10 protein-coding genes are annotated in these 12,227 nt (G+C 71.4%); 3 read left to right on the forward strand and 7 right to left on the reverse strand.

Annotated features, from left to right (window positions below):
- The 4 genes from VFI59_16775 to VFI59_16790 all read right to left on the reverse strand — a co-directional run.
- The coding region (locus VFI59_16775) for an NAD(P)/FAD-dependent oxidoreductase (protein HET6715351.1) at positions 1-1,144 on the reverse strand (1,144 nt) is incomplete at its 3' end.
- Between the two features lie 142 nt (positions 1,145-1,286).
- Positions 1,287-2,582: an MFS transporter gene (locus VFI59_16780; GenBank protein ID HET6715352.1), complete on the reverse strand. Its 1,296-nt coding sequence runs from the start codon at positions 2,580-2,582 to the stop codon at positions 1,287-1,289.
- Between the two features lie 171 nt (positions 2,583-2,753).
- On the reverse strand, positions 2,754-4,337 hold the full coding sequence (gene serA / locus VFI59_16785; protein ID HET6715353.1) for a phosphoglycerate dehydrogenase: 1,584 nt from the start codon (positions 4,335-4,337) through the stop codon (positions 2,754-2,756).
- Positions 4,334-5,494, reverse strand: a complete 1,161-nt coding sequence (locus tag VFI59_16790) for an alanine--glyoxylate aminotransferase family protein (GenBank protein HET6715354.1) — start codon at positions 5,492-5,494, stop codon at positions 4,334-4,336. The genes serA and VFI59_16790 overlap by 4 nt, the downstream gene beginning before the upstream one ends.
- A gap of 175 nt (positions 5,495-5,669) precedes the next feature.
- Between VFI59_16790 and VFI59_16795 the strand changes: the two genes are divergently transcribed.
- Genes VFI59_16795 through VFI59_16805 form a run of 3 tightly spaced genes read left to right on the forward strand, consistent with a single transcriptional unit; the run spans position 5,670 to position 10,382 of the window.
- Positions 5,670-8,699 carry an FtsX-like permease family protein gene (locus VFI59_16795; GenBank protein HET6715355.1) on the forward strand — a complete coding sequence of 1,010 codons (3,030 nt, stop codon included), beginning with the start codon at positions 5,670-5,672 and terminating at the stop codon, positions 8,697-8,699.
- Entirely contained in the window at positions 8,696-9,562 is an 867-nt protein-coding gene (locus VFI59_16800) for an ABC transporter ATP-binding protein (protein HET6715356.1), read from the forward strand. Before VFI59_16795 ends, VFI59_16800 begins: the two co-directional genes overlap by 4 nt.
- A complete protein-coding gene (locus VFI59_16805) occupies positions 9,555-10,382 on the forward strand; it encodes an ABC transporter ATP-binding protein (protein HET6715357.1) in 828 nt (275 codons plus the stop codon). Before VFI59_16800 ends, VFI59_16805 begins: the two co-directional genes overlap by 8 nt.
- Positions 10,383-10,407: 25 nt before the next feature.
- Here VFI59_16805 and VFI59_16810 read toward each other — a convergent pair whose 3' ends face one another.
- The 3 genes from VFI59_16810 to VFI59_16820 form a co-directional block, all read right to left on the reverse strand.
- Entirely contained in the window at positions 10,408-10,560 is a 153-nt protein-coding gene (locus VFI59_16810; GenBank protein HET6715358.1) for a hypothetical protein, read from the reverse strand.
- Between the two features lie 87 nt (positions 10,561-10,647).
- The gene (locus VFI59_16815) at positions 10,648-11,880 is read right to left on the reverse strand and encodes an FAD-dependent oxidoreductase (protein ID HET6715359.1); all 1,233 of its coding nucleotides are present in this window, start codon (positions 11,878-11,880) and stop codon (positions 10,648-10,650) included.
- Between the two features lie 8 nt (positions 11,881-11,888).
- Positions 11,889-12,200: a Rieske (2Fe-2S) protein gene (locus tag VFI59_16820; GenBank protein HET6715360.1), complete on the reverse strand. Its 312-nt coding sequence runs from the start codon at positions 12,198-12,200 to the stop codon at positions 11,889-11,891.
- Positions 12,201-12,227: the final 27 nt, after the last annotated feature.

A 12,227-nucleotide genomic window follows, 5' to 3' on the forward strand; every position in this document is an offset into this window, starting at 1 on the left:
CTCCAGCGCGCGCCTGCTCGAAGGCCTTTTCGAGGTAGGCGACCGAGTGCGCGAGCTCGAACCCGCCGGTGAGGTCGGCCTGGTCGGGCTTCGCCGCGAACACCGGCGCGCGGTCGAGCGCCAGGTTGATCTTCACGGTGCCGCTCCGCGACTTCCAGTTGTGGATATCGTCCACGAAACCCGGAGGCAGTTCGCTCGCCTCGAGCTGGCGCAGGAATGTGATCGTCGGGTGGGTCGCCGCCACGACGACCGCAGCGGTCAGCTCCTCGCCCGACTCGAGCGCGACTCCGGTCGTGGTACCACCCTCGATCAGGATCTTGGCGACCTTCGCGCCGGTGCGGATCTCGGCGCCCTGGGAACGCGCGCTCGAGGCGATCGCGTCGCTCACAGCACCCATGCCGCCCTCGGGCACCGCCCACGAGCCGAGGTGGCCGTCGCCGACGTCGCCGATCGAGTGATGCGCCATCACGTAGCCGGTGCCCGGCTCGTTGGGGCCGGCCCACGTGCCGATCAGCCCGTTCAGCGCCATCACGGTCTTGACCTGGTCGGACTCGAAGAAGCGGTCGAGCAGGTCGACGACCGACATCGTCATCAGCTGGGTCACGTCGGCGAGCCCGCGCACGTCGAGCCCGCGGAAGCGCCACGCGAGCCGGAGCTGCTCGGTGAGGTCGCTCGGCTTCAGCGAGCCGAGCTTCGGAGGCGTCGTCATCATCAACGGGCCGAGCACTTCGGCGAGCCCGCCGATCCACGAGTCCCAGCGCTCGATCGCGTCGGCGTCGCGCTTGGAGAACTGGGCGAACGACTCGTAGTTCTTCCGGGCGTCGTCGTCGTACTGCACGATGCAGCGGCCATCGGGGAACGGCAGGAAGTACGGCCCGACCGGCGTCGCCTTGTACCCGTGCCGCTCGAGCTGCAGGTCGCGCAGGATCGTGTCGGGCATCAGGCTCATCACGTAGCTGAGCGTGGTGACCTTGAACTCGGGCGCCTCGGGCCAGGGCTCCATCGTGTCGGCGGCCCCACCGACCTTGTGGCGAGCTTCCAGCACCACGGTGCGGGCGCCGGCCCTCGCGAGGTAGGCGGCGGCGACGAGCCCGTTGTGGCCCCCGCCCACGACGATCGAGTGGTAGCCGTTCGTGGACGACATCGCTCCCTCTCCGACGGCCGACGTTGGACCGCCACGGGGCGTGACGATACCCCTGAACGGCAATTCAATTCAAATCCCCTTGGCCGACCGTTGTCTCGAGGGGAGATGCGGGCGGCTTGCCGACCGCGTGCTGACCGGTCGTTCAGGACGAAGCGGCGTTGCTCGCGGGCGTGACGTCCCGCATCGCGGCGTCCCGGTGCTCGCCGCCCAGCGGGCGCACGAGCACCAGGGCGGCCAACAGACAGCTCAGTCCCCCGACGAAGTACGCGCCCCGAGGACCGATCGAGTCGACGACCTCACCGCCGAACGCGAACGAGATCGCGAGCGCGATCAGGATCGCGGATTCGCTCGCGCCGATCACCCGGCTGCGCACGTGGTCGGGCGTGCGCCGCTGCAAGATTCCCTGTTCCGCGACGCCACCGATCCCTTCCCCGGTGCCGGCGCCGACCATCAGGCCGACGGCGAGCGGCAACCATGGGACGACCCCGATCAGACCCAGACACAGGCCGACGAGGACCACGCCCCAGATCAACGCGCGCGCCTCCTGGCGTTCCCGCAGGTATCGCTGGGCGAGGAAGGAACCCAGCGCGGCACCGCCACCCCATCCCGCGTTCAGCAGCCCGTAGCCGATCGCCCCGGCCCCGAGCTCCTCGGCGAAGGCGACCTCGGCGACGAGGGTGAAGCCCGCCCCGAGCAGCAGCACGACCCACGCGAGCGTGATCGCGCGCAGCACGCGGTCACGCAGCAGGAACACGACGCCGTCCTTCAGACTGCCGAATCCGTCGTCCTCCCCGCGCTCACCCGAGAACGAGCCCGGAGTCGTGCCGATCAGCCATGCCGATCCCGCGAACGAGACGGCGTTCAGGCCGAAGACCCAGTAACCGGCGGCCTGGAGCTGTTCGGGAGTGGAGTCGGGCGCGATCACGGCGACGAGCACGCCACCGAGGATGGGGCCGACCAGGTTCCCGATGTTGCGACCGACCGCGACCATGCCGTTCGCCCAGGTCAGGTCCTCGGGCCCGACCAGGTTCGGCACGGCCGCCGCGGACACCGACCAGATCGGCGACTCGAGCGTGGCGGTCACGAATGCCATCACGAGCAGCTGCGCCGGCGTCTGCGCGAACGCGAGCGCTACGAAGCCGGCTGCGGCCGCAAGATCGGCGATCACGAGCACCTTCCTGCGGTCGAACCGGTCGCCGAGAGCGCTCCCCAGCGGCGCGAAGAGGCCCTGGGCACCGAACGTGAGCAACAGCGTCCACGACACCCACCGGGACTCACCGGTGAGCTGGAACATGATGAAGGCGAGCGCGGCGAAGGCCGCGCCGCTGCCCGTGAGCGAGATCAGGCGGGCGGCCGCGAGCCGGCGCACGGCGGCACGCTCGCGCGCCGACGGCACATGGCGAGGCTCGGGGACGGCGGTGCTCGGGGTCTGGCTCATGAAGCGGGGCTCCTTGCGAGGTGGTGCTGGGCGGTGGTCCTGAGGCCGGTGTTACCGCGGGGCGCGCGGCCCGACGAAGGCACGCGCTCCGGCCGCATCACCGGTGATCAGGGACATCCGCTTCATGATCGGGGCAGGCTATCACAGCGATGCGTCCCGAGGGACCGCCGCTCAGACGGGAGGCAGCGTCACCGTTCGCAGCTGGTGGGCCTCGATCTCTCGGGCGACGCGCTCCAGCACCTTGGGCGGGGCCTCGGTGTCGACCGTCAGGCACATCAGCGCCTCGCCACCCTCGGCCTTGCGACCGACGTCCATCGTGGCGATGTTGATGCCGGCCTCGCCGAGCAGGGTGCCGACCTTCCCGATGATGCCGGGACGGTCGACGTACGTGAAGAACACCATGTGCCCGGCCGGCGTGACCTCGATCTCGAAGCCGTTCACCTGGGTCACTCGCTCGTGGTCGCGCCCGAGCACCGACCCCGACACCTCGACGGGGTCCGCATCGGTCTCGGCCCGCAGCGAGATCGAGCTCACGTAGTCCTGCGAGACCGTCGATCGCATCTCGCTCACCGTGAGTCCGCGCTCACGGGCGAGCATCGGCGCATTCACGAACGAGACCGGTTCATTCACGGTATTTCCGAGGATGCCCTTCAGGGTGGCGAGCGTGAGCACCCGTGTGTCCGATTCCGCGATACGGCCGAGGTAGCTCGCGACGATCGATCGCACACCGCCCTCGGCCAGGCCGGCGGTGAGCGCGCCGAGGCGTTCCGCGAGCGGCACGAACGGCCGCACCACCTCGGTGACCTCCGCGCCCGCCGAGACGTTCACGGCGTAGGGGACGAACTCGCCGGTCAGCGCGAGCCGCACCATCTCGGCCACCGTCGTGCCGGCCTTGTCCTGCGCCTCCTTCGTCGACGCGCCGAGGTGGGGAGTGACGACGACCGACTCGAGGCCGAACAGCGGGGAATCGGTCGTGGGCTCCGTCGAGAACACGTCGAGTGCCGCACCGCCGAGATGTCCGTCCTCGATCGCCTTCGCGAGGGCGCTCTCGTCGACGATGCCCCCGCGGGCCGTGTTGACCAGCCGCGCGCCCTGTTTCATCAGCCGCAGCTCGTGCTCGCCGATCAGCCCCTCGGTCTCGGGCGTGCGGGGCAGGTGGATCGAGACGAAGTCCGCCTGCACCAGCAGGGCCTCGAGCGAGGGCATCGCGTCGACGCCCATCTCCTTCGCGCGCTCGGCGCTCACGTACGGGTCGAAGGCGATCACTCGCATGCCGAACCCGGCGGCGCGCTGCGCGACGAGCGCGCCGACGCGTCCGAGGCCCACGAGCCCGACGGTCTTGCCGGCGAGCTCGACGCCCTCCCACTTCGAGCGCTCCCAGGCGCCAGCCTTCAGCGCCGCGTGTGCCTGCGGGGTGTTGCGGGCCTGGGCGAGCAGCAGCGCCATCGCCTGCTCGGCGGCGCTGATGATGTTCGACTGCGGCGCGTTCACGACCATCACACCCCGCCGGGTGGCCGCCTCGACGTCGATGTTGTCGAGGCCGATGCCGGCGCGGGCGACGACCTTCAGGTGCGTTGCCGCCTCCAGCACCGCGTCGGTGACCTGGGTCGCACTGCGGATGATCAGCGCGTCGTAGGGCTCGATCTCGGCCGCGAGGTCACCGCTCGCGAGGTCGGTGCGCTCGTCGACCTGGAAGTCGGCCCGCAGCAGCTCGAGCCCCTGCGCCGACAGCGGCTCGGTGACGAGGACCCTCACGCCCCGCGCGACTCCATGAACACCGTCTCGGCAGCGGCAACCGCAGCACCACGCTTCACCGGATGCCCGAGCGACTCGAGCGTCATCTCGAGCGCCGCGAGCCCGCGGATGATGTCGAGCTCGCTGAAGTAGCCGAAGTGCCCGATGCGGAAGACCTTCCCCTTCAGGGGGCCCTGTCCGGGGGCGAGCACGCAACCGTGATCCGCCCGGATCGTGTCGCAGATCGCGTCCGCGTCGGCCGACTCGGGCGCGCGGATCGCGGTGACGGTCCAGTTGCCGTCGAGCCCCTCCCCGAACAGGTCGAGCCCGAGCGCCTTCGCGCCTTCCTTCACCGCCCGCGAAAGCGTCCGGTGGCGCCGCATCGCGGCCTCGACGCCGTCCTGGAAGTAGAGCTCGAGCGCGGCCTGCAGGCCCTGCATCACGCTGATCGCGGGGGTCCACGGGTTCTCGGGGTCGGGAAGGTCGGCGAAGCGCTTGTAGGTGGCCCAGTCGAAGTAGAAGCGTGGGTTCGTGGCGGTGCGTGAGGCTTCCCACGCCCGCCCGCTGATCGCGACGAACGCGATCCCCGGCGAGGCGCTCAGCGCCTTCTGCGAGCCCCCGATCGCGACGTCGACGCCCCACGCGTCGAACTCGAACGGCACGGCGCCGAGCGACGAGACGACGTCGACCACGACCATGGCGCCGGCGTCGTTCGCAACCTTCGCGAGCTGCTCGATCGGCTGGATAACGCCGGTCGAGGTCTCCGACTGCGTGAGCAGCACGGCCTTGATCGGGTGCTCGGCCAGCGCCGCCGCGACCTCGTCGGGCCGGATGCGCGCTCCCCACTCGTAGTCGACCGTGTGCACCGTGAGCCCGAACGTCTCGGCCAGGGTCTTGAACCGTTCCGCGAAGAATCCCGCGAGTGGCACGAGCACCTCGTCGCCGGGCGAGAAGCAGTTCGCGATCGCCGACTCGAGGCCGCCGGTGCCGCTCGAGGTCATCAAGAGCACGTCGGCTGTCTCCGAACGGTAGAGCTGCCTCAGCCGGTCGGTGACCTCTCGCATGATGTTTCCGAACCCAGGTCCGCGGTGGTACACGAGCGGGCTGCCCTGGGCGAGCAGTACCTCGGGTGGGATCGGGGTGGGGCCGGGTGCCAGGATGATCTCGGGCCTGTCCACGGTGCGGATCAACTCCTCGCAGGTGTCGTTCTGGGCTCGAAGTCCCAGCCTAACAGGGCCCTCCCCGGCCCCTGCGGCGTCCGGGAACGGCACGATTCCGCAACCGCGCGCACCGGCAAGGAAGCGTAGGTCCGTATCATCCGTGCGGGCGCTCCGACGGGCGCCACCTGCGGTGATGGCGACCCTTCGGTTCCTGTTCAAGCGCTTCGTTGCCCAGCGATCGCTGGGGCTGGCCGTCGTCGTCACGCTGGCCTTCACGATCGGAGTGCTCGTCGCGGGGCCGATCTACGCCGATGCCGCTCGCGAGGCGATCATGTCGTCCTCGCTCGGCAGCGAGAGCGTCACGGTCACGAACGCCCGCCTGCAGCTGTTCGCGGGGGCCGACTTCGATTGGAACGCCGCTGACGGCGCGATCACCGGCGCGTTCGACGCCGTGCCCGTGGACGCCGTGGTGCCGCAGGGCCTCGGCACGGTGCGGCTCGGCGGGGCCGACGGCCCGTCGGTGCCGCTCGTCTTCCGTAAGGGCGCCCCTGAGCACCTGGAGATCGAGGGAGAGCCACCCGGCGCCGGCGAGATCGCCCTGCCCACGAGCACGGCTGCGTCCCTCGGCCTCGAGACCGGCGACCACGTGGCCCTCGTGGGACCCAACGACGAGACGCTCGACCTGCGCGTCTCGGGCACGTTCGAGTCCCCCGATCGCGAGGATCCGTTCTGGTACGGCGGCCGCAGCCCGTTCCCGGCGCCCGACTCGACCGACCCGCCGCCGCTGCTCGTCGACCGCGCCACCTACCTCGATGCCGCCGGGACGCTCGGCCTCACGACGGAGTTCACGTGGGACGCGTTCCTCGCCCTGGACGGCGTGCCGTTCGAGCAGGCGTCGCGCGTGCCAGCCGAGCTCGCCGAGATCGAGGACGTAGTGCGGGCCCGGCCGGGGCTCTCGTCGACCCGCATGGTGAGCGGCCTCGAGACGCTGTTCGATCTCGTCGACCTGCGGGTGAAGAACCTGCGGGTTCCGATCCTGCTCGTCGTGTTCCAGATCGGGGCGGTGACGTTGGCCGTGCTCGCCGGCGTCGGGTCGCTGACGCTGACCCGCCAGACGTTCGAGCTCGCGGTGCTGCACAGCCGCGGCTTCTCCCGCCGCACCCTGCTCGTGGCGCAGGGCGCCCAGGCGCTGCTCTGCGCAGCGGTCGCGTTCCCGCTCGGGTTGTTGCTCGGACTCGGGCTCGCCAAGCTCGCCGGGCGGTTCAACGGCGAACAGCTTCCCGGGGTCGAGTTCCCCGCCCGGTTCAACGACGGCGCGCTCTGGCTCGGCCTCGCCGTGGCGTTCGTCGGCGCGCTCGTGCTGCTGGCGCTCTCGGCGCCGGCGGTCTCGCGCACGGTGATCGAGGAACGCCGCATCGCCTCGCGCGAGGATCGTCCCCTGCTCGCCCGGGTGCCGGTCGAGCTGATCGTGCTGCCACTCGGCATCTTCGCCTTCATCCAGCTTCGTGGCGGTACGAAGCCGGAGGCGGGCGAGGGTGCGATCGAACCCCTGGTCCTCGCCGCGCCGACGCTGCTGTTGTTCGCGGCCTCGTTCGTCGCCCTTCGGTTGCTCTCCTTCGTGTTGCGCCGGCTCGACGGGCGTATCGGACGCGCTCGTCGGCTCCCGCCCTACCTCGCCGGGCGGCGGCTGGGGCGCTCCCCCGGCACCGGGTTCGCCTCGGCGCTGTTGCTGCTGCTGTCGATGGGACTGCTCGTGCTCGCGACGTCGTACCGGGCGATCGTGCTGCAGAACCACAGCGACGCCGCGCACGTGCAGGTCGGCGCCGACTGGAGCGTCAGCGCGACCCCGCCCGACCAGGTGCTCGCCGCAGCGGGGTCGATGCCGCCCGAGACGATGGCCGTCGTGCGCACGGACCCCAGCTTCTCGACCGGGAGCTTCTCGCTGCCGCCGACAGCCCTCGGCATCGACCCGGCCCGCTTCGAGGAAGCGGGATGGTGGCGCGACGACTTCTCTTCGACGTCGCTCGACGACATCCTCGAGCGGCTCGACACCGAGCCGCTCGGGGTCCGGGTTCCCGACGGCGCGACCGAGCTCACGATGACCGTCGAGGTGCCCCGTGCCGCCGACGAGCTGCGAGCGCAGGCAACGTCGGTGACGGTGGGGGGTGAGCTCTCGACCTCCTCGCAGCCGCTCACCGCGGGTCCGCAGGAGGTCTCCCTGGCGGTCCCCCAGGCCGAGCGCCTGCTGTCGATCACGTTCCAGGCGGACACCGGCACGGATCTCCCCGACGAGATCGATGTCGTGATCGGCGCGCCGCGGCTCGGCGACCAGGCCCTCGACCTCGCGACTTGGCAGCCGACGACCTGGCGCGGCGGCTCGGGCACGCTCGAGATCGAGCCCGACGGGTCCGCGCGCTACACCTTCCGTCCAGGGGCTGGGAACGTGGTCGGCGGGCTCCTCCCGGCCGCGCCCGTCCTGCCGGCCCTCGTCTCCGACAACGTGGCGACGCAGACCGGGGGCACGGTGGAGCTCGGGCTCGCCGGCCAACGGCTGCAGGTCGAACCCGTCGCCGTGGCGAGCCAGTTCCCCGGGGTCGTACCGAACGCGCCGTTCGTGGTCGTGCCCCTCCGTGGGCTGCTCGAGCGGCAGTTCTCGATCCCGGAAGCCGGCGTCACGCTGAACGAGGTGTGGGCCAACACCCCCGAGGACCCGTCGCCGCTGCTGACCGAGGCCGGATGGGTGCCGGGCGTGGTGAACGCCACGGCGCCGATCGAGGGATCGCTCGCACAGCTTCCGCAGTCGCTCGCGGTGGGCATGAACTTCGCGGCCGCGGTCGCGGGCGTCGGGCTCGTGATCGTCGGGGTCGCCGCGGGCCTGTACTTCACGATGCGCCGGCGAGACTACGAGTTCGCGGCCTTGCGGGCGATGGGCACGGACCGGCGACAGATCCGGACCACCCTCGTGCTCGAACAGGCCGCCCTGCTCGGCTTCGCGCTCCTCGCCGGGCTCGCGATCGGCTACTGGCTCCTGCGGCTCGTGATGCCCTACGTCGGCACGAGCCTCGGGGTCTCGTATCCGGCGCCAGTGCTGATGCTCGACTGGCCCGCGATCGGCACGGCGGTCGTGGCGATCGTCGTCGCGAGCGCGATCGCGCTCGGCGCGGCGATGCGCACCCTGATGCGATCGTCGGTGACCGGCGTCCTGCGAGGTGAGCCCGAATGACGATGGTGAGCCCCGGGCTGTTCGCCCCGTCCGATCGGGAGGTGCTGATCCGCTTCCGGCACGTGTTCAAGGTCTACCGGATCGCCGAGACCGGGGTGGTCGCGCTCGGTGGGGTCGACCTCGACATCGCGCCCGGCGAGTTCCTCGTGGTCGTCGGCCCCAGCGGCGCCGGGAAGTCGACGATCCTCAACCTGATCGGCGGGCTCGATCGGGCCTCGGCGGGCTCGGTCGAGGTCGACGGGCAGGACCTCGGCCTGCTCGACGTCGATGCGCTCACTCGCTACCGCGCCCACCGCATCGGCTTCGTGTGGCAGGGCACCGCGCGCAACCTCGTGCCGTACCTCACGGTGCGCGAGAACGTAAGCCTGCCGGCCGCCATCGACCGCCACGACGATCCCGGACGGCGACGCGACGCCGACGAGCTCCTGCGCCTCGTCGGCCTCGGCGACCGGTTGCGCCACACGCCGGGCATGTTGTCGGGCGGCGAGCAGCAGCGGGCGGCGATCGCGGTCGCCCTCGCGAACACCCCCTCGATCCTGCTCGCCGACGAGCCGACCGCCGAGCTCGACTCCGAGAGCGCGGCCACGGTGCTCGACGCCTTCCGCGCGGTCAACCGGGAGTTCGGCGTCACGATCGTGATGGTGACGCACGACCTCGCGGCCGCGCGCGCCGCCGACCGGCGCATCCGGGTGCGGGACGGGCGTGTGCTGCACGAGGCCACCAGCGTGGGGCCGGTCGGCGACGACGGACGGGTGCGTCTGCCCGAGGAGGCAGTCGCGGCCCTCGGCGACGGGGAACTGGAGGCCGAGGTCTCGCCCGACGAGGTGCGGCTGCGGCGGCGGAGCGAGACGGGCCATGCCTGAGATCGACGACCTGCGCGCGAAGTGGGGCCCTTCGGGCGATGCCGCCGATGTGCGCGAGAGCGATGTCGCCGGGCCGTCGACGGAGCGTCGCGACACGACGCCGGCCGGTTCGGCCCCCTTACTCGAGGGGGAGGCCGTCGTGCGCAGGTACCCGGGGGCCCAGGGCGTCCTCGCAGTGCGGGGAGCGTCGCTCTCGCTCGCCCCGCGCGACTTCGTGGCGCTGATGGGCCCCAGCGGATCGGGGAAGACGACGTTCATCGGTACGCTCAGCGGCCTCGACGCTCCCGACGAGGGCGAGGTTCGCTGGAAGGGTCGGACGATCCACCGGATGTCGCGCGCCGAACGCGGCGAGCTCCGCCGGCGAAACATGGGCATCGTCTTCCAGTCGTTCGGCCTGCTCCCCACGCTCTCGGCCGTCGAGAACGTCGAGCTCCCGCTCCGTGTGAACGGCGCGCAACTCGACGAGGCTCGGGAACGCGCGAGCGGCTGGCTCGAGCGGCTCGGCCTGGCCCACCGCATCGACAACCGCACGTTCGAGCTCTCAGCCGGCCAGCAGCAACGCGTCGCGGTCGCTCGCGCACTGATCACCGAGCCCGAGGTCGTGCTCGCCGACGAGCCGATCGCCGAGGTCGACACCGAGAACGCCGACCTGATCCTCGCGGCGCTGTGGGACGTGATCGGCAGAGGTGGCGCCGTGCTCGCCGCGACCCACAACCCCGAGGCGCTGCGGTACGCCAACCGGGTGGTGCTGTTCCGCGACGGCGTGGTCGAGCGGGAAGGCTCTCCCGACGAGCTCGCCGGGCACCTGTCGACCGACTAGTCTCGTTCAGACTACTGACGACGCTTCAGAACCGGAGGGACTTCCAGACGTCGTCGCCGCGGTCGACGACGGCGTCGGGATCGAGCTCGACCGGCAGCGGTCGCTCACCGGGCTCACGCCTCAGTACGCGGTCGAGGAGCGTGCGCCGACCGCTGGCTCGCGCCAGCGCCGTGGCCATGCGATCGCGCCGCGTCTCACGGATGCGGCGTTGCAGGTCGAGGTCTCAGGTGGGGTGCCCGACCGCGGGACCGCCGATGTGCATCGCTCACGCCTCCCCGGGTACGAGCGTGCGCAGGTCGACGTCGGGGTCGGCGAGCGCCGCCGGGTCGGGGGCCGCCTGCGCCGAGACGAGGCCGAACGAGCGGCGCACGTCGCGCTTCCAGTCCAGGCTGACGGTGGAACGCACCACACCGTCGGCGTCGAGCAGGAACGCGCAGAACGACCGGTGATCGATCGAGCCGCGCACGACCGTGCGGTCCCAGGTCGCCGCGACGCCGGCCATCTGCACCTGTGACTCGTACTGATCGCTCCAGAACCAGTGCGGATCGTCGTACGTCTCGCCCGCCCCGAGCATGTTCCGGGCCGCGGTCTCCCCCATCTTGATCGCGTTGTCGAAGTGCTCGACGCGGATCGGCCCGAACACCGGATGATCGTGGCGGGCGACGTCGCCGGCGGCGAACACGCCGGGCACCGACGTCTCCAGCGCCGGCCCCACCGGGATGCCGCCGCCCTGGTCGAGCCCGGTCCCGGCCATCAGCTCGACGCTCGGCTCCGTGCCGACCCCGACGATCGCGAGGTCGGCGTCGATGCGCTTCCCGCCGCTCGTGACGACCACTTCGAGGCGTCCGTCGCCTTCGAAGCTCGCGACCGCCTCGTTGAAGAGCATCCGAACCCCGCGATCGCGGTGCAGCGCCTCCAGCGCCCGCCCGATCTCGGGGCCGAGCACCCGGTAGAGGGCGGTCTCGAAGACCTCGACCACCGTCACGTCGTGGCCGAGCATGCGCATCGATGCCGCGACCTCGGCCCCGATGAACCCCATGCCGACGCAGACGACCCGCGCGCCGTCGACGGCCGCTTCCTTGACGCGCTCGGCGTCTGCGGCCGTCCGCAGGTCGAAGACACCGGGCAGCGAGACGCCCGGCACGTCGAGCTTGCGGTTGCGGCTGCCGGTCGCGACGAGCAGAGCGTCGAACGCGACGCGCTCGCCGCCGGCGACCACGATCTCGCGATCGCGCACGTCGAGCTGCACCGCACGGGCCGCGAAGCGCGTCTCGACCTCGTGGTCGGCGTACCACCCCTCGGGCCGCACGTACTGCTCCTCGAGCGGCTGCTCGCCGCGCAGGAATTCCTTGGAGAGCGCGGGCCGCTCGTACGGGGGCAGCGGTTCCGCCCCGATCATCACGACACGGCCGTCGAACCCCGCGTCCCGGAGCGTCGCGGCCGCAGTGGCGCCGGCGAGCGAGCCGCCGACGATCACGAACGACCGGTCGTGCGCCACCAGATGCCTCAGGCCTCGATCCTCAGGTCGCCGCCCTCGTCCGACACCGGGTAGGTCGCGATCGACTCGGTCGCCGGCCCCTCGACCACCTCGCCGGTCACCATGTCGAAGACGCTGCCGTGACACTCGCACTCGATCGTGGTGCCGTCGATCTCGCCGCCGAGGGACAGGTTGCACTGCCGATGCGTGCAGATGTCGCTGAACGCGCGCAGCTCGCCCTCGACGCGCGACACGGCGATCTGCTCGCCGTTGACGTCGAACGCGGTCGCGTCACCCTCGGCGACGTCGTCGGCCTTCCCGACGGTGATCCACTCGGCCACGGTCCGCACCTCCTCGCTCGTCGGCAC

The sequence above is a fragment of the Actinomycetota bacterium genome, assembly GCA_035697485.1.
In the GTDB taxonomy this organism is placed as follows: domain Bacteria; phylum Actinomycetota; class UBA4738; order UBA4738; family HRBIN12; genus JAOUEA01.